At 62.3% G+C, this 17,827-nt stretch carries 18 protein-coding genes; 4 read left to right on the plus strand and 14 right to left on the minus strand.

All coding sequences use genetic code 11. The features are described from left to right. Positions 1-144: 144 nt before the first annotated feature. On the plus strand, positions 145-486 hold the full coding sequence (locus FGE05_RS23460) for an FKBP-type peptidyl-prolyl cis-trans isomerase (protein WP_139648696.1): 342 nt from the start codon (positions 145-147) through the stop codon (positions 484-486). Positions 487-502: 16 nt separating this feature from the next. On the opposite strand, the gene FGE05_RS23465 is transcribed toward FGE05_RS23460, so the two are convergent. Next, positions 503-1,636 (minus strand): cytochrome P450, encoded by a 1,134-nt coding sequence (locus FGE05_RS23465; RefSeq protein WP_139648698.1) that lies wholly within the window; start codon positions 1,634-1,636, stop codon positions 503-505. 82 nt (positions 1,637-1,718) lie between these two features. On the opposite strand from FGE05_RS23465, the gene FGE05_RS23470 reads away from it, so the two are divergent. Next, positions 1,719-2,474, plus strand: a complete 756-nt coding sequence (locus FGE05_RS23470; protein ID WP_139648700.1) for a helix-turn-helix transcriptional regulator — start codon at positions 1,719-1,721, stop codon at positions 2,472-2,474. Positions 2,475-2,579: 105 nt separating this feature from the next. Here the strand turns inward: FGE05_RS23470 and FGE05_RS23475 are convergent, their stop codons facing one another. From FGE05_RS23475 to FGE05_RS23495, 5 genes are all read right to left on the minus strand, one after another. Further along, positions 2,580-3,599, minus strand: coding sequence for a branched-chain amino acid aminotransferase (locus FGE05_RS23475; RefSeq protein WP_139648702.1), 1,020 nt, complete (start codon positions 3,597-3,599; stop codon positions 2,580-2,582). A 229-nt stretch (positions 3,600-3,828) separates the two neighbouring features. Then, entirely contained in the window at positions 3,829-5,214 is a 1,386-nt protein-coding gene (gene lpdA / locus FGE05_RS23480) for a dihydrolipoyl dehydrogenase (protein WP_139648704.1), read from the minus strand. Positions 5,215-5,228: 14 nt separating this feature from the next. Next, positions 5,229-6,503, minus strand: a complete 1,275-nt coding sequence (locus FGE05_RS23485; RefSeq protein ID WP_139648706.1) for a dihydrolipoamide acetyltransferase family protein — start codon at positions 6,501-6,503, stop codon at positions 5,229-5,231. Beyond that, positions 6,504-7,562 (minus strand): alpha-ketoacid dehydrogenase subunit beta, encoded by a 1,059-nt coding sequence (locus tag FGE05_RS23490; protein WP_139648707.1) that lies wholly within the window; start codon positions 7,560-7,562, stop codon positions 6,504-6,506. Position 7,563: 1 nt separating this feature from the next. Next, positions 7,564-8,799 carry a 3-methyl-2-oxobutanoate dehydrogenase (2-methylpropanoyl-transferring) subunit alpha gene (locus tag FGE05_RS23495; RefSeq protein ID WP_139648709.1) on the minus strand — a complete coding sequence of 412 codons (1,236 nt, stop codon included), beginning with the start codon at positions 8,797-8,799 and terminating at the stop codon, positions 7,564-7,566. A 191-nt stretch (positions 8,800-8,990) separates the two neighbouring features. On the opposite strand from FGE05_RS23495, the gene bkdR reads away from it, so the two are divergent. Further along, on the plus strand, positions 8,991-9,479 hold the full coding sequence (gene bkdR / locus FGE05_RS23500) for a Bkd operon transcriptional regulator BkdR (RefSeq protein ID WP_003202929.1): 489 nt from the start codon (positions 8,991-8,993) through the stop codon (positions 9,477-9,479). A gap of 127 nt (positions 9,480-9,606) precedes the next feature. On the opposite strand, the gene FGE05_RS23505 is transcribed toward bkdR, so the two are convergent. Continuing rightward, on the minus strand, positions 9,607-10,470 hold the full coding sequence (locus FGE05_RS23505) for an MBL fold metallo-hydrolase (RefSeq protein ID WP_139648711.1): 864 nt from the start codon (positions 10,468-10,470) through the stop codon (positions 9,607-9,609). A 137-nt stretch (positions 10,471-10,607) separates the two neighbouring features. Between FGE05_RS23505 and FGE05_RS23510 the strand changes: the two genes are divergently transcribed. Next, a complete protein-coding gene (locus tag FGE05_RS23510; protein WP_139648713.1) occupies positions 10,608-11,408 on the plus strand; it encodes a sulfite exporter TauE/SafE family protein in 801 nt (266 codons plus the stop codon). Positions 11,409-11,542: 134 nt separating this feature from the next. Here the strand turns inward: FGE05_RS23510 and FGE05_RS23515 are convergent, their stop codons facing one another. The 7 genes from FGE05_RS23515 to FGE05_RS23545 form a co-directional block, all read right to left on the minus strand. Next, positions 11,543-12,409, minus strand: coding sequence for an aldose 1-epimerase (locus tag FGE05_RS23515; protein WP_139648715.1), 867 nt, complete (start codon positions 12,407-12,409; stop codon positions 11,543-11,545). 208 nt (positions 12,410-12,617) lie between these two features. Further along, entirely contained in the window at positions 12,618-13,898 is a 1,281-nt protein-coding gene (locus FGE05_RS23520) for a TRAP transporter large permease (RefSeq protein ID WP_139648717.1), read from the minus strand. Then, complete coding sequence (locus tag FGE05_RS23525) at positions 13,898-14,425, minus strand: TRAP transporter small permease (protein ID WP_139648719.1); 528 nt, start codon at positions 14,423-14,425, stop codon at positions 13,898-13,900. The genes FGE05_RS23520 and FGE05_RS23525 overlap by 1 nt, the downstream gene beginning before the upstream one ends. A gap of 76 nt (positions 14,426-14,501) precedes the next feature. Further along, complete coding sequence (locus tag FGE05_RS23530) at positions 14,502-15,470, minus strand: TRAP transporter substrate-binding protein (RefSeq protein ID WP_139648722.1); 969 nt, start codon at positions 15,468-15,470, stop codon at positions 14,502-14,504. A gap of 56 nt (positions 15,471-15,526) precedes the next feature. Continuing rightward, the gene (locus tag FGE05_RS23535; protein ID WP_139648723.1) at positions 15,527-16,432 is read right to left on the minus strand and encodes an SMP-30/gluconolactonase/LRE family protein; all 906 of its coding nucleotides are present in this window, start codon (positions 16,430-16,432) and stop codon (positions 15,527-15,529) included. A gap of 43 nt (positions 16,433-16,475) precedes the next feature. Next, positions 16,476-17,297 carry an NAD(P)-dependent oxidoreductase gene (locus FGE05_RS23540; RefSeq protein WP_139648725.1) on the minus strand — a complete coding sequence of 274 codons (822 nt, stop codon included), beginning with the start codon at positions 17,295-17,297 and terminating at the stop codon, positions 16,476-16,478. A 307-nt stretch (positions 17,298-17,604) separates the two neighbouring features. Further along, positions 17,605-17,827 (minus strand): OprD family outer membrane porin (locus FGE05_RS23545; protein WP_139648726.1); only part of this gene is annotated, 223 nt, incomplete at its 5' end.

The raw sequence follows: 17,827 nt of genomic DNA on the forward strand, positions 1-17,827 counted from the left end.
CCCATGTGAACCGACGCGGGCGCTACGGTTCCCTCCTGTTTACCGGATTCATCCGCCGGCGCACGTTGCGCTCAAAGACCATTGGAGTTGCCAGGCGCGCCGATTTCTGCGAAAAACCGCGCCTGGAATCACTCGGGAATACCCATGAACGAAGTACTGCAAATCATCGACCTGGAACAGGGCGACGGCAAAAGCGTAGTCAAAGGCGCGCTGATTACCACCCAATACCGCGGCACCCTGGAGGACGGCACCGAGTTCGATTCGTCCTACAGTCGCGGCAAGCCTTTTCAGTGCGTGATCGGCACCGGGCGCGTCATCAAGGGCTGGGACCAGGGCCTGATGGGGATGAAAGTCGGCGGCAAGCGCAAGCTGCTGGTGCCGGCGCACCTGGCCTATGGCGAGCGATCCATGGGCGCCCACATCAAGCCCAACGCCAACCTCATCTTTGAAATCGAACTGCTGGAAGTGCTGACCAGGGACGATTGACTAGCGCTGGGGCACGTCAAGGTGCTTGGGTGCCTGACTGGTCGCTGAACATCGGGATGCGTCCGTTGATCGAGGGGCGGTAGCTCCAGGTCAAACGGTCCCATCGCGGTTCTCGTTCAAGCATCGCTTCGAGTGTGGCGTGGGCGATGCTCAGCGCCAGGGTTTGCCCGGGACATTCATGACGCCCGGTTCCGAAACTGACGCTGCGACGGTTCGAGCGATCCAGCAGGAAGTCGTCCGGTTGCGGATTGAGCCGCGGGTCACGGTTGGCCGAGGCCAGCAGCACCAGGATCACATCGCCGCTGTTCAGCGTCGCGCCGAGGATTTCGCTGGGGGCGGCGACGAAGCGGCGGGTGTTTTGCACGCCCGGGTCGAAGCGCTGGACTTCGGCCAGCAGCGGGCTGATCTGCTTGGGGGCGGCGATGACTGTCCGTCGCAACGCCGGGTCGCGGATCAGTGCCAGCACCGCGTTGCCGATCAAGCCCGCCGTGGCTTCATAGGTCTGCGAAAGCAGGCCGATCAGGTTGGGGACCAGGCTGTCCGGATCGGTTGCCAAGTCCTGACAGATGCGTTTCAGCAGAGGGCTGTCCGGCGTGTCGATGCGTTCCCGGAACAGCATTTCCAGTTGTTCGGTGGCCCGGTGCGCCGCATCCAACTGCGTGGTTTGACTCAAGGGCGACAGGCAGGCGACGAAATCCCCGGTGAGTTCACTGACCAGGTGGCTTTGCGTCGGACTGAAACCCAGCAGCGTCGCTACCACGCTGGCCGGTCCGATGAACTGCCGAGGGTGCAGGTCGACATCGTCCTCCGTGATGAAACGTGCCCTGACCAGTGCCTCCACCTGTTGCGGGTCGATGTCCTGTAGCCCAGGTGCAATGGCCGCTCGGGGGCAACGCTGGCGCTCGCCTTCGTTCATGCGCATCAGGCGCCCGAACACTCGGCCGGCAGGGCCATCGGCAATGGCTTTCGGCACGGGTTCGTGGGCCGGGCGCACATGGCAATCGGCGTGGCGCAGCACGGCACACACCGCCTCGGCGCTGCTGGCGATCCACAATTTCAGGTGCGGATCGAAGGTCAGCCCTCCCTGGGCTCGCAGGCTGGCGTAGTAAGGGTAGGGGTCGGGATGGGTCGCGGCGGTGATCGGGTCCATGCAGCGCTGCCTTGTTCGTGTTGACGAAAGTGTTGCTACTATCCCCAGTCGATGCATGACTTGATTCGTCCGGGAGCGAAATATGAGCGCAGAACACTTTGATCTAGGTGTGTCCCAGGTGGCTGCGGCCATTGCCGAACCGGCGCGTACCCGGATGCTCTGCTCGTTGATGGACGGTCATGCCCGTACCAGCACAGAATTGGCGAGCATCGCCGAGGTCAGCGCCTCCACCGCCAGTGCCCATCTGGCGAAGCTCAAGGACCTGGCCCTGGTCCGTCTACATGTCCAGGGCCGCCATCGCTACTACAGCCTGGCGGACAAGCGTGTCGCCCAGGCGCTGGAAGCGTTGATGGTGATCGGTCAGAAGCCCGCGCCGGCTTTTGTGTCGCGTACTCCGGATCGCCTGCAATTTGCTCGCACCTGCTACGACCACATGGCTGGCACCCTGGCGGTGCGGTTGCATGACCGCATGATTGACGCCGGATGGTTGGTAGAGGGGGAGGGGCAGGATTATCGGCTGAGCGAATCCGGCAAGACGCTGTTCGAGGCGTTAGGCATTGACGTCCAGGCACTGGCCAGTGAACGGCGCCGATTTGCCTGCCCCTGCCTGGACTGGAGCATGCGTCGGCCGCATCTGGGCGGTGCCTTGGGGGCGGCGTTGCTGCAATTGGCGATCAGGCGCCAGTGGCTGACTCAGGATCTGGACAGCCGGGCATTGGCCGTGACGGCCAAGGGGCGCCGGGAAATGCCCGGGCGATTGGGTGTCAGTGCGCAGAGGGATGTCGAACCCGCCGGTGCTATCGCGAGCAGGCTCGCTCCCACAGTGGATTTGCGTTGAACGCAAGCCTCATGACCACTGAGAATCCCTGTGGGAGCGAGCCTGCTCGCGATGGCGTCATCAGCAACACCATGCGAGAGGGCAAGCCCCCTCGCTTCTATCGGATCAGACCTTGACGATCCAGCCAGCCGGCGCTTCCACATCGCCGGTCTGCACGCCAGTCAGCTCTTTATAGAGCTTCTGGGTGATCGGGCCGACTTCGGTTTCGCTGTGGAACACGTGCAGCTTGTCCTTGTAGCTGATGCCACCGATCGGGGTGATCACCGCCGCGGTACCGCAGGCGCCAGCTTCCTTGAAGTCCGACAGCTTGTCGATGAACACATCACCTTCAATCACTTCCAGGCCCAGGCGGGTCTTGGCCAGCTCGATCAGTGACAGGCGGGTGATGCCCGGCAGGACCGACGGGGAGTTGGGCGTGACGAATTTGTTGTCATGGGTGATGCCGAAGAAGTTGGCCGAGCCGACTTCCTCGATTTTCGAATGGGTCAGCGGGTCAAGGTAGATGCAATCGGCGAAGCTGGCTTTCTTGGCCTGAGAGCCCGGCATCAGGCTGGCGGCATAGTTGCCACCGACCTTGGCGGCCCCGGTGCCTTGTGGGGCGGCGCGGTCGAAGCTGGAGATCAGGAAGTTGTGCGGGGTCAGGCCGCCCTTGAAGTAAGCGCCGACTGGAATGCAGAACACCGAGAAAATGAACTCGGGGGCGGTGCGCACGCCGATGTTGTCACCCACGCCGATCACGAAGGGGCGCAGGTACAGCGCGCCGCCGGTGCCGTAAGGTGGAATGAAGCGCTCGTTGGCGCGAACCACTTGCTTGCAGGCGTCGATGAACTGCTCGGTGTCGACGTGTGGCATCAGCAGGCGGGCGCAGCTGCGCTGCATGCGGGCGGCGTTCTGGTCCGGGCGGAACAGGTTGATCGAGCCGTCCTTGCAGCGGTAGGCCTTGAGGCCTTCGAAGCACTGCTGGCCGTAGTGCAGGGCGGTGGAGCCCTCGCTGATGTGCAGCACGTTGTCGTCGGTCAGGGTGCCGGTGTCCCAGGCACCATTGCGCCAGTGCGACAGGTAGCGCTTGTCGGTCTTGATGTAGTCAAAGCCCAGTTTGTCCCAATTGATGCTCTCGTTACCCATGACACCCTCTATATCTTCATAACCGTCGAAACGGTCAAGGCTTCTGACGTTTTTTGGATGGGGACAACAATACTTCATTCCAGGGGTGTTTCGCAGCCTCACTCGCATGATTGTTCACACGCTCCGCGTGGGAATACTTCAACGGACGCTCCGCGTTCGGCTTTGGGACGCGGAGCGTCCCTGGCTGCATTCCCACGCGGAGCGTGGGAACGATCCTCAGGTCGCTATCTCACAGATGCAACGCATGCCCCAATGCCCGCAGCGCCGCTTCCTGTACCGCCTCGCCGAGCGTCGGATGGGCGTGGATGGTGCCGGCGATGTCTTCCAGCCGTGCGCCCATTTCCAGGGATTGGCCAAACGCGGTGGACAGTTCCGAGACGCCGACGCCGACCGCTTGCCAGCCGACGATCACATGGTTGTCCCGACGCGCCACCACCCGCACGAAACCACTCTTCGACTCCAGCGTCATCGCCCGGCCGTTGGCGGCGAACGGGAAGCTGGAAACGATGCAGTCCAGACCGGCTGCCTTGGCTTCGTCCGGCGTCTTGCCCACCACCACCAGCTCCGGATCGGTGAAGCACACGGCTGCGATGGCCGTCGGGTTGAACTCGCGAGGCTGGCCGGCGATCAGTTCGGCGACCATTTCACCTTGGGCCATGGCCCGGTGGGCGAGCATCGGTTCACCGCTCAGGTCGCCGATAGCCCAGACGTTACGCATGCTGGTCTGGCAGCGACTGTCGATTTTCAGCGCCGAGCCGTTCATCGTCAGGTTCAAGGCCTCGAGGTTCCAACCTTGGGTATTGGGCTTGCGACCGACCGCCACCAGGACCCGGTCGGTGGACAGGCTCAAGGTGTCGCCGGCGGGGTCACGCACTTGCAACGTGCTGGTCTGGGCGTCGAAACCCTCGACGCTGTGCTTGAGGTACAACTTCACGCCCAATTGCTTGAGCGCCTCATGCACCGGCTGGGTCAGCTCGCCGTCGTAGGCCGGCAGCATCCGTTCCTGGGCTTCCACGACGCTGACCTCGGCACCGAGCTTGCGGTAGGCAATGCCCAATTCCAGGCCGATGTAACCGCCACCGACCACCACCAGGTGCTTGGGCAGCGAGGTCGGGGCGAGGGCTTCGGTGGAAGAAACGATCGGCCCACCGATGGGCAGCATCGGCAGATCGACGCTTTTCGAGCCGGTCGCCAGCAGCAGGTGTTCGCACTGGATGCGGCTATCGCCGACCTCGACGGTCTTGCCGTCGATGATCTTGGCCCAGCCGTGAATGACCTGGACCTTGTGCTTTTTCAACAGTGTCGCCACACCGGTGGTCAGGCGATCGACGATGCCGTTCTTCCATTCCACGCTCTTGCCGATGTCCAGCACCGGCGCGGACACCGTGATACCCAGGGTTGAACCCTGGCTATGGTGTTGTGCCTGATGAAACTGTTCGGCCACATGGATCAACGCCTTGGACGGGATGCAGCCGATGTTCAGGCAAGTCCCGCCCAGCGCCTGGCCCTCCACGAGAATGGTCGGGATGCCCAGCTGACCGGCGCGGATCGCCGCTACGTAACCGCCAGGGCCACCGCCAATGATCAGCAGGGTGGTGTTCAAAGTCTGTTGCATGCCTGCTCCTGGTATCAGTCCACAAACAAGGTGGCGGGTTGTTCAAGCAGGCCGCGCAGGGCCTGGATGAATTGCGCAGCATCCATGCCGTCGACCACCCGGTGATCGAAGGAGCTGGAGAGGTTCATCATCTTGCGGATCACCACCTGGCCCTTGATGACCACAGGCCGCTCGACGATTTTGTTCACGCCCACGATCGCCACTTCCGGCAGATTCAGCACCGGAGTGCTGACGATCCCGCCCAACGCGCCGAGGCTGGTCAGGGTGATGGTCGAGCCGGACAGTTCGTCGCGGCTGGCCTTGCCATTGCGGGCTGCCGTGGCCAGGCGCGCGATCTCCGCCGCGCTGTCCCACAGGCTGCGGGCCTCGGCATGACGCACCACCGGCACCATCAGGCCGACATCGCTCTGGGTCGCGACCCCGACATGCACCGCACCGGAGCGGGTGATGACCTGGGCCTCGTCGTCATAGCGCGCGTTCATCTGCGGGAAATCCCGCAAGGCCACGACCAGCGCCCGCACCAGGAATGGCAGCAAGGTCAGCTTGCCACGGCTGGCACCGTGTTTTTCATTCAGGTGAACCCGCAGCTCTTCGAGGGCGGTGACATCGATTTCCTCGACGTAGCTGAAATGGGCGGCGCGCTGGGTGGCTTCCTGCATGCGCTGGGCGATCTTGCGCCGCATGCCGATCACCGGGATCTGCTGCTCGTCGTGGCGCTCGGCGTAGCCTGAGCCGCCCTTGGCCGGCGTCGAGGGGCCTTGGGCCAGATACGCTTCCAGGTCCTCGTGCAGTACCCGGCCGGCAGGGCCGCTGCCCTGGACCAGACGCAGTTGGATGCCCAGGTCCAGGGCGTGTTTGCGCACAGCCGGCGAGGCCAGTGGGCGCTCGTCGGGATCGCGGGCCACAGGGGCCTGGGGTTGCTGGGCCGGGCGGGGCGCGGCGGCAGGTTTTTCCGCCACCGGCTCAGGCGCTTTGGGCGGTGCGGGCTCGGCAGCCGGAGTCGCAGCCGCAGCCGGTGGTTGTGCCGATTCCTTCAGGTTGCCGGCGCCTTCCACTTCGATACGGATCAGTTCGCTGCCCACCGCCATGACTTCACCCGGCTCACCACCCAGGGCGATGACCCGGCCATGTACGGGCGAGGGGATGTCCACCATGGCTTTATCGGTCATGACATCGGCCAGAACCTGATCCTCGGTCACCAGGTCGCCAACCTTGACGTGCCATGCCGCCAATTCCACTTCCGCGATGCCTTCGCCGATGTCCGGCATCTTGATAACGTGCGTGCCCATTCAGACCTCCATGACCCGTTTCAACGCCGCGCCCACCCGGGACGGCCCTGGGAAATATGCCCACTCCTGCGCATGCGGGTAGGGGGTATCCCAACCGGTGACACGCTCGATAGGGGCTTCCAGGTGATGGAAGCAGTGTTCCTGGACCAGCGACACCAGCTCGGCGCCGAAGCCGCAGGTGCGGGTGGCTTCGTGGACGATCACGCAACGGCCGGTCTTCTTTACCGACTTGACGATGGTGTCCAGGTCCAGCGGCCACAGGCTGCGCAGGTCGATGACCTCGGCATCGATGCCGGTTTCCTCGGCGGCGGCCTGGGACACATAGACCGTGGTGCCGTAGGTGAGGATGGTCACGTCCTTGCCTGGGCGGGTGATGGCGGCGACGTCCAGCGGTACCGTGTAGTAGCCGTCGGGTACTTGTGCCGTCGGGTGTTTCGACCACGGCGTTACCGGGCGGTCGTGATGGCCGTCGAACGGGCCGTTATACAAGCGCTTGGGTTCGAGGAAGATCACCGGATCATCGTTTTCGATGGAGGCGATCAGCAGGCCCTTGGCGTCATAGGGGTTCGATGGCATCACGGTGCGCAGGCCGCAGACCTGGGTGAACATCGCCTCGATGCTCTGGCTGTGGGTCTGGCCGCCGTAGATGCCGCCGCCGCAGGGCATGCGCAGGGTCATGGGCGCGGTGAACTCGCCGGCCGAGCGATAGCGCAGGCGCGCCGCTTCGGAAATGATTTGGTCCGAGGCCGGGTAGACGTAGTCGGCGAACTGGATCTCGGCCACCGGCCGCAATCCGTAGGCGCCCATGCCCACGGCCACGCCGACGATGCCGCTTTCGGAGATCGGCGCGTCGAACACCCGCGAGGTGCCGTATTTGTTCTGCAGGCCTTCGGTGCAGCGGAACACGCCGCCGAAGTAGCCCACATCCTGGCCGAACACCACGACGTTGTCGTCACGTTCGAGCATCACGTCCATGGCCGAGCGCAGGGCCTGGATCATGGTCATGGTGGTAGTGGTCATGGCGGTATCCAGCGCAATAGTGTTGTTGTGATCGTTCATGTCAGATCCCCAACTGCTGACGCTGGCGCTTCAAGTGCTCCGGCATCTCTTTGTAGACGTCTTCGAACATCGTCGCGGCGCTCGGTACCTGGCCGCCGGCGAGGGTGCCGTACTGTTCGGCTTCCTTCTGGGCCGCGATGATCTGCGCTTCCAGCTCGGCGGTGACGGCGGCGTGTTGCTCTTCCGACCATTGACCGATGCGGATCATGTGCTGCTTGAGACGGGTAATCGGATCGCCCAACGGGAAATGACTCCAGTCATCGGCAGGCCGGTACTTGGAAGGATCGTCGGAGGTAGAGTGCGGGCCAGCGCGGTAGGTGACCCATTCGATCAGGGTCGGGCCGAGGTTGCGGCGGGCGCGTTCGGCGGCCCAGCGCGAGGCGGCATAGACGGCCATGAAGTCGTTGCCGTCGACCCGCAGCGAGGCGATGCCGCAACCGACGCCGCGTCCGGCGAAGGTGGTGGCTTCACCGCCGGCAATGGCCTGGAAGGTGGAGATTGCCCACTGGTTGTTGACCACGTTGAGGATCACCGGCGCCCGATAGACGTGGGCGAAAGTGAGGGCGGTGTGGAAGTCCGACTCGGCGGTGGCGCCGTCACCGATCCAGGCCGACGCGATCTTGGTGTCGCCCTTGATCGCCGACGCCATGCCCCAGCCCACGCCCTGGATGAACTGCGTGGCGAGGTTGCCGGAGATGGTGAAGAAGCCGGCTTCCTTGACCGAATACATGATCGGCAACTGGCGGCCCTTGAGCGGGTCCCGCTCGTTGGACAGCAACTGGCAGATCATGTCCACCAATGGCACGTCACGGGCCATCAGGATGCTTTGCTGGCGATAGGTCGGAAAGCACATGTCGTCGATGTTCAGCGCCAGGGCCTGGCCGCTGCCGATGGCTTCCTCGCCGAGGCTCTGCATATAGAACGACATCTTTTTCTGGCGTTGGGCGACCACCATGCGGTTGTCGTAGATCCGCGTCTTGAGCATGGCGCGCATGCCCTTTTCCAGGATGTCGAGGGGCACGTCTTCGGCCCAGGGACCATGGGCATTGCCCTGGTCGTCGAGCACGCGGATCAGGCTCCGGGCCAGGTCGGCGGTATCGGACGGCTCAACGTCGATGGAAGGTTTGCGCACCGTGCCCGCATCGCTCAGATGCAGGTAGGAAAAGTCGGTCTTGCAGCCGGGACGGCCCGTAGGTTCGGGGACGTGCAGGCGTAGCGGTTCGTACGCTGGGTTCATGGCTTTCTACGCTCGATCTTGTGAATTTCTTGTAGTGGGCGCGCTAGCTGACAAATCCCCTGGATGAGGAGAATTGTCCTACAACAATCATAGGCTCGACGGCGAAGAATATTTTTCTCAGTTGGCTTGCTGTTCGGACCAATTGCAGATAAAAAATCTGCACAACGATAAAAATCAGGAATATCTGTCTCATGCGTAAACTGGATCGCACCGACATCGGCATTCTGAACAGCCTTCAGGAAAACGCCCGCATCACCAACGCCGATCTCGCCCGTTCGGTCAATCTTTCGCCGACGCCGTGCTTCAACCGGGTCCGCGCCATGGAAGAGCTGGGGGTGATCCGCGAGCAGGTCACGCTGCTGGATGCCGACCTGCTGGGCCTGCACGTCAACGTGTTCATCCACGTCAGCCTGGAGAAGCAGGTGGAGGAGGCGCTGCAGCATTTCGAAGAAGCGATCTCGGACCGGCCCGAGGTGATGGAGTGCTACCTGATGGCGGGCGATCCGGATTACCTGATCCGCGTGCTGGTGCCGACGATCCAGTCCCTGGAGCGGTTCATGATGGACTTCCTGACCAAGGTCCCGGGCGTGGCGAATATCCGCTCCAGCTTCGCGCTCAAGCAGGTACGCTACAAGACTGCATTGCCGCTGCCGGCCAATGGGTTGACCTTGGGTACCTGAACCTCAACGGATAGTCGCAATCCCCTGTGGGAGCGAGCCTGCTCGCGATAGCGTCAGCGCCTGCGACATCAATGCAAGCTGGCCCACCGCTATCGCGAGCAGGCTCGCTTCCACAGGGTTTTTGCCCTTAAAGCTGATTGAGCGGAATCTTCAGATACGTCACGCCATTGGCCTCGGCGGGCGGCAGGTTGCCTGCCCGCACATTGACCTGGATCGCCGGCAACAGCAGCGTTGGCATACCCAACGTGGCGTCGCGCTGGGTGCGCATGGTGACAAAGGTGGCTTCGTCGATGCCATCGTGAACGTGGATATTGTGCTGGCGCTGTTCGCCCACGGTGCTCATGCAGTGGGGCTCGCGATGATCCGGCGGATAGTCATGGCACACATACAGCCGCACGCTGGCGGGGAAGGCCAGCAGCTTGCGGATCGAGGCGTAGAGCTGGTGCGCGTTACCGCCGGGGAAGTCGCAACGGGCGCTGCCGACATCGGGCATGAACAGCGTATCGCCCACCAGGATCACATCGTCGTCGATCAGGTAGGCAATGTCCGCCGGGGTATGGCCGGGCACGTGTAACGCGGTGGCCTTGAGGTTGCCGATGAAGAACGTTTCATCGGGGCCAAACAGATGATCGAACTGCGAACCGTCCACGGCAAACTGCGCTTCGAGGTTGAACAGTGCCTTGAAGACGTTCTGGACCTGGCCGATGGACTGGCCGATGGCGATCTTGCCGCCCAGTTCCCGACGCAGGTAGGGCGCGGCGGAAAGGTGGTCGGCGTGGGCGTGGGTCTCCAGCAGCCACTGCACGGTCAACCGGTGTTCGCGTACGAACGCGATCACCCGGTCAGCCTGCGTGGTGCCGCTGCGCCCCGAGGCCGGGTCGTAGTCGAGCACCGGATCGACCACCGCGCATTGTCCTGCGTCCTGCTCATAAACGACATGGGTGTAGGTCTTTGAAGCGGGGTCGAGGAAGCTTTGGATCTGCGCGGGCATGACGACTAACCTGTACGGAAGGAACCGGTTGCAACACGTAAGGTTGGCAACATATGGTCCGCAGCTTAGTGAGGGCCAAGGCCTCCTGCAAATGCGATCGCACCTGCCAACAGGTGTGCGCGGCTTGAGAGAATCTTATGTTGCTGGCAAGTTTTTTCGGCGTGGTCATGGGCCTGGTCCTGGGATTGACCGGGGCGGGCGGCGGCATCCTCGCGGTTCCGGCGTTGGTGCTGGGGCTGGGCTTGACCATGACCCAGGCCGCGCCCGTGGCGTTGTTCGCCGTGGGCAGTTCGGCGGCGGTGGGCGCCATCGATGGCTTGCGCCATGGCCTGGTGCGCTATCGCGCGGCGTTGTTGATCGCATTGCTGGGGGCGGTGTTTTCGCCACTGGGCATCTTCCTGGCCCATCAACTCCCGGAAAAAATCCTGATGATCCTGTTCAGCTTGTTGATGGTGCTGGTGGCGGTGCGCATGTTGCGACGGGAAAGCGCGCAGCCGGGGCCGAGCGACCACGGTGCGGCCAGTTGGGGCCAGAAGAATTGCATGCTCGATCGCCAGACCGGACGCCTGGCCTGGACCCCGCGCTGCACCGCCACGCTGGCGACGCTCGGCGCGGTGACCGGCGTGGTGTCCGGCCTGCTGGGCGTGGGCGGTGGTTTCCTGATCGTGCCGGCATTCAAGCAACTGACCGACGTGCAGATACGCGGGATCGTCGCCACCTCGCTGATGGTCATCAGCCTGATTTCGCTGATCGGCGTGGCGGGGGCCTTTCATGCCGGGGTGCGTATCGATCAGGTTGGGGCAATGTTCATCGTGGCCAGCATTGTCGGCATGGTGCTGGGCCGGCGACTGGCGTCCCGGGTCCCGGCCCGGGTGTTGCAGGTCGGGTTTGCCGGAGTGTGTCTGGGGGTGGCGGCGTACATGTGGGTGCGGGCGTAATGCGCGCAGCTGTGGAAACCCAGTGTGGGAGCAAGGCGCGCCCGCGATGAAGTTAGCGCGGTTTTTACCTTGGACCGTGTCGCCTCTATCGCGGGCAAGCCTTGCTCCCACGGCAAGCTCCCCCGCCACAGGGATTACAATGGCTTGCACTGCATCGAAAACCCCAACGCCACAGACTGCCCTTGTTCCAGCAGGCGCAACCCCGGTCGCCCTGGCAGGTGGTGCGCGTTGACCGGGTGGCTGACCGGTTCGATGCAAAAGAAGTCCAGGCCCACCGGGCAGTACAGCAGGAAGTAATCGCTGCCGCTGGCTCGGCATTCCAATGCATAGCCCAGGTCGGGTTGTTCGATCAGGCAGTGTCCGTCCCAACCGCCGAAACCGTTATCCACGAGGGCATCCGGCAGCGCACGAGGCTGCTGGAAGTCCCAGTGTGCGGGAATATCACTCAACTGCGTCGGCAGCTTCGTGGCGTCGCACAACCAGACGTCGGTGGCGCAGGTCTGCAAGCGGGTGTTGATGGTCCGGGGGAAGTAAGGATGCAAGCCCAACCCATGCCAGGCCGGCTGTTCGGCCAGGTGGGTGACCTGCATCGAAACCTGCAATTGGCCACCGTCCAGGCGGATGCGCAGATTGGCGCAATAGGCGAACGGGTATTGGCTGTGCAGTTGCAGCAATGCCTCCTGAGGGCTCTGTTCGATCACCTGCCACGCCTGTTGCCAGGCGCTGCCATGGATCGGAAACGGGTCGTTGGGGCTGTTGGCCTCCAATGCCAGCCAGCCGCCGGGACAATCGAAGCCGCCGTTGGCGATCCGGTTCGACCAGGGGATCAATGGAAAACAGCCGAGCTTGCCAGGCAGGCAGTTTTCCAGCGCCTGCGGTGCGGGCGGGCGCAACAGAGGCTGGCCGTTGCTGCGCAAGGTCCAACTCACCAGGCTGGCACCCAGGTGCGGCGCCACGGTGAGGTGGGTGAGTTCGTCTTCGAGGTGCAGGAGGGATGTCATGGTGGGCGTTGTCTGCCGAGTGGGAAGGGGTGGTGCAGGAGTTCTTGTGTGAACGCAGTTGTGGCGAGGGAGCTTGGCTGTGGGAGCAAGGCTTGCCCGCGAAAAAGGCGACACGGTTTCAAAGTAAAACCGCATTGACTTCATCGCGGGCAAGCCTTGCTCCCACAGCAAGGTCCCTCGCCACAAGGGGGCTTGCTCGCTTATGGGATTACAACACCAGATGCGGCAGCCACAGCGAAATGGCGGGGACGTAAGTCACCAGGATCAGCACCAGGAACAACATGGCGTAGAACGGCAGCAGGGCCTTGACGGTGGATTCGATGCTGACCTTGCCAATGGCTGAGCCCACGAACAGCACTGCGCCCACCGGCGGCGTGATCAGGCCGATGCCCAGGTTCACCAGCATGATCATGCCGAACTGTACCGGGTCCACGCCGATGCCCATGATCACCGGCATCAGGATTGGCGTCAGGATCAGTATCAGCGGCGCCATGTCCATCACGGTGCCGAGCAACAGCAACATCACGTTGATGCACATCAGGATCACATAGCGGTTGTCCGACAAGGTCAGGAACGCGGTGGTGATCTTCGCCGGGATTTCCATCAGCGTCATGATGTAGCCGAAGCTGGCGGCGAAGCCGATCAGTATCATCACGATGGAGATGGTGCGCACCGTACGGTGCATCAGTTTTGGCAACTCGCTCCACTTGTAGTCGCGATAGATGCACATGGTCACGAAGAATGCCCAGACCACGGCAATGGCGGCCGACTCGGTGGCCGTGAAAACACCCGAGAGAATGCCGCCCAGGATGATGAACAGGGTCATCATGCCCCACATGGCTTCCTTGCAGATCTTCAACGCTTGCTTGAGCGGAATCACCTCGCCCTTGGGGTAATTGCGCTTTCTCGCAAAGACCAGGCACAGCGCCATCAGGCAGAGGTTCATCATGATGCCGGGGACGATGCCGGCCATGAACAGCGATCCGATGGAAACGGTGCCGCCAGCGGCGAGGGAGTACAGCACCGCGTTGTGGCTGGGCGGTGTCAGCAGCGCTTGCACCGAACCACTGACGGTGACGGCGGTGGCGAACTCACGGGGATAGCCGCGGCGCTCCATTTCCGGGATCAGTACCGAACCGACCGAAGCGGTATCGGCTACCGAGGAACCGGAGATCGCACCGAAAAAACTCGAGGCCACGAGGTTGACCAATGACAGGCCACCGCGCACGAAGCCGACCAACACACTGGCAAAAGCCACCAACCGGCGGGACATGCCGCCCTCGGCCATGATCGCACCGGCCAGGACGAAGAAGGGAATGGCCAACAACGAGAATTTGTTCACGCCGCCCGTTATCTGAATCATCATGGCCTGGAACGGAATATCGATCCACCACGCCCCGATCAGGGCGGCAGCGCCCAGCGCGTAGGCGACCGGCATGCCGATCAGGATCAACAACAAAAAACTGCCCAGCAGAATCAGAGCGTCCATTAAGCGGCACCTTCGTTTTCTTCAACCAGGTCGAACTGCACGACCCGACGCTTGCTTTGATCACCCAACAGGAGCTTTTCCAGGACAAAAATCAGTGTCAGGAAGCCACCGACCGGGATCGGCATGTAGGTGATGCCGACGCGCAGGGTGGGGATGGCGCTCATGAATTGATTCCAGGTGGTCATGCACAGCTTGGTGCCCCAGACGGTCATGAAAATGCACACCGCGGCCATCAGGAGCTGGGTGAAAATCGAAGCCAGGGTTTGCCAGCGTGGGGGCAGCCGGCTGGTGACCATGTCCACGGCCATGTGCGAGCCGGAGCGATAGCTGGCGGCGGCACCGATGAACGTAAAAACGATCATCAGCAGGATGGCGGTGGGCTCCGGCCAGCTTGAGCCGGTACCGAGTACGTAGCGGGCGAACACCCCCCACGGAATCATCAGCGCAACGGCAAGGACAGAAAGGCCGGCCACCCAGATGCAAGTCATGTAAATCGTGTCGTTGATACGCAGCAGCAAATTCTTCATCGGGTTCCACCGTAACCGGGCGCGCCTTTTAACCGCAGGCGCGCCCAGCCTTTTCATGAGTACAGATCGAGAGGGGTTACTGGACCGCTTCGATACGCTTGATCAGATCGGCATAGGGTGCGCCGTATTTGGCTCGGATCGGTGCGGTGGCGTCGTAGAAAGGTTTCTTGTCGACGGTGATGAACTCGACGCCGGCAGCCTTGAGTTTTTCTTCACTGGCGGCGGACTTCTTGTCCCACAGCACGCGCTCTTCGGCCTGGGCCGCCTTGGCGGCTTTTTTCACCAGGTCCTGTTGCTCCGGCGTTAGCTTGTTCCAGGTGATCTTCGACATCACGATCGGCTCGGGCAGGATCAGGTGACCGGTCAGACTGTAGAACTTGGCGTTCTGGTAGTGGTTGTGCTCGAGCATGGTCGGCGGGTTGTTTTCCGCGCCGTCGATCACGCCGGTCTGCAAGGCGCTGAAGATCTCACCAGTGTCCATCGCGATACCGTTGCCGCCCATGGCATTGATGGTCTCGATGAACATCGGGTTGCCTTGCACGCGAATCTTCATGCCCTTGAGGTCTTCGAGCTTGCGCACTGGCTTCTTGGTGTAGAGGTTGCGCGTGCCGCCGTCCATCCAGGCCAGGGCCACCAGGCCAAACTCGGAGTTGGTGATCCGGTCGAGAATCGCATCACCCACTTCACCGTCGATGACGGCGCGCATATGGGCCTGGTCGCGGAAGATGAATGGCATGTTGAAGACGTTCACGTCTGGCACCACAGGGCCGACGATACCCAGGCTGACGCGGGACATCTGGATCGCGCCGGCTTGCATCTGCTCGATGACTTCTTTTTCAGAGCCCAGTACGCCACCTGGGAAGTACTTGAATTTCAGCTCGCCGTTGCTCTCCTTCTCCAAGGTTTTACCCATGGATTCCTCGGCGACCACGGTCGGGTAGCCCTTGGGGTGGATGTCGGCGATCTTGATATCGAGGGCATGAGCTGCCTGCGCCAGGAAGGCCAGGGGCAAAGCTGCGATCAAAAGCGTGCGTTTGAAATTCATGATCAATCTCCAGTGTTGTTGTTTTTATGTCTATCGATGTGAAGCGGCAAAGCAGATCAGTTCGCGGAGTGTTTCCGTCCTCCGAAAGCAGGTTCAGCCAGGCCCTTGATGCCGGGGTTGAGGGCAAACACGCCACCGGCCAGGGATTGCGGGTCGTTGTCATCGCCTGGGCGGATCGAGGTGACGAACAGGGTGTCCAGACGGCTGCCGCCAAAGGCGCACATCGTTGGTTTCTTCACCGGTACGGCCAGCGAACGGTCCAGGCGGCCATCCGGGGTAAAGCGATGGATCAGCCCGGCATCGTTGGCGCAGATCCAGTAGCAACCTTCGGCATCCACGGCCGCGCCGTCGGGGCGCCCGGCCAACGGTTGCATATCGACGAACACGCGCCGGTTGGAGGGCGTACCGCTGTCGGGGTCGTAGTCGAAGGCCCAGATCTGCTGCACCAGGGGGTGAGAGTCGGAGAGGTACATCGTCCGTCCGTCCGGGCTGAAACCGAGGCCGTTGGGCACGATGAAACCGCTCAGTTGCGCCTCGACCGGGCTGCGTTGCCCCGCCTCATAACGGTACAGCCGACCTTCGGCGGCATTGGCGCCCATGTTCAGTACCATGCTGCCGGCCCAGAAACGCCCCTGACGGTCGCAACGGCCGTCGTTGAGGCGCATGTCGGCGCGGCTATGCTCGACGTTGGCGCACAACTCACTGTCCAGCGTCCCGTCGTCATTGGGGTGCAGGCGAAAGAAACCGCTCTCCATGCCGGCCACCCAGCCACCGTCCTGGTGACGGGCGATACAGGCGAGCATTTCCGGCGTTCCCCAGCCCTTTAGTTGGCCGGTCCCGGCGTTCCAGCACTGCAGGCCGCCACTGGGGATGTCCACCCAATACAGCGCGTTTTCCTCGGGGACCCACACCGGGCTTTCCCCGACGGCGTTGCGTGCGTCGACAATCAATTCAGCTTGCATGGTGATTCCCTTGTGCATTCGTATCCCATGAAAAACAGGCGAATCAGTCGTCGAACGGGCCGGCCGCTACGAAAGCACCGCCCTGGTAGATCCTGGCCGGGTCATCGGCGGCCGGCATCGGCTGGGCTTCGACCTTGGCACGGAAGATTTCGGAACTGTCCTTGGGCTGATAACCCAGGTGTGCGGCGTGGCTGTTGTCCCACCAGACATCGCGGTTGGCGGACATGCCGTACACCACGGTGTGCCCGACGTTCGGGGTGTAGAGCGAGCATTCGATCAACTGGGTGAGGTCGTCGTAGCTCAGCCAGGTGCTCATCATCCGGCGGTTCTGGGGTTCGACGAACGAAGAGCCGATGCGGATGCTGACGGTCTCGATGCCGTAGCGATCGAAGTAGAAGCTGGCCATGTCTTCGCCGTAGGACTTGGACAGGCCGTAGTAGCCATCCGGACGGCGAGGGGAGAGGGCGTCGAGGGCTTCATCTTGCTTGTAGAAACCGATGACGTGGTTGGAGCTGGCGAAAATGACGCGTTTGACGCCGTGCTTGCGGGCGGCTTCATAGATGTGGAACACACCGCTGATGTTGGCGCCGAGGATTTCTTCGAACGGACGCTCTACCGAAACGCCACCGAAATGCAGGATCGCATCGACGCCCTCCACCAGTTGATGCACCGCCTGTTTATCGGACAGGTCGCACAGCACCACTTCCTCGCTTTCGTCGATGGCCGGGGTCATGTTGGCGATGTCCGACAGGCGAATGTGTCGGGCGAAAGGCTTGAGACGTTCGCGCAGGACTTTGCCCAGGCCGCCGGCGGCGCCGGTCAGCAGCAAGCGATTGAAGGGATGACGGATGTGTGTGGTAGTCATGGAGTTACCTGAGCAAAACAGTGAGAGGTATCAGTTATGGGTTGCCGTTTGACCGCTGGAAAATATCCTTGTCCTCATGCTGATCTTCAGCGCCATTCCCCTGTGGGAGCGAGCCTGCTAGCGAAAGTGGTGGGTCAGCTTGCATAGAAGTTGGATGTACCGCCGCCATCGCGAGCAAGCTCGGCTCCCACAGTGGTTTGGCGTCGCGTGCAAATAATGTGTTCATCACCATCCCCTGTGGGAGCGAGCCTGCTCGCGATAGCGGTGGGTCAGCCGTCACTTGAGCGACAGACCCACCGCAGCCGCTTTACAACAAGCTGATCGGGTAGCTGATAAAGATGCGGTTCTCGTCGAACTCATTGGTACTGTAGTCCCGACGAATCGACGCATTACGCCACTTTACGTTGAGGTTCTTCAGTGCACCGCTCTGCACGGTGTACGCCAGTTCGCTTTCACGACCCCATTCCTTGCCGTCGTCCACCGTGGCGGTGTGCACGTTGTCGCCGCTGATGTAGCGGTTCATCAGGGTC

The sequence above is a fragment of the Pseudomonas sp. ICMP22404 genome, from assembly GCF_006227205.1.
In the GTDB taxonomy this organism is placed as follows: domain Bacteria; phylum Pseudomonadota; class Gammaproteobacteria; order Pseudomonadales; family Pseudomonadaceae; genus Aquipseudomonas.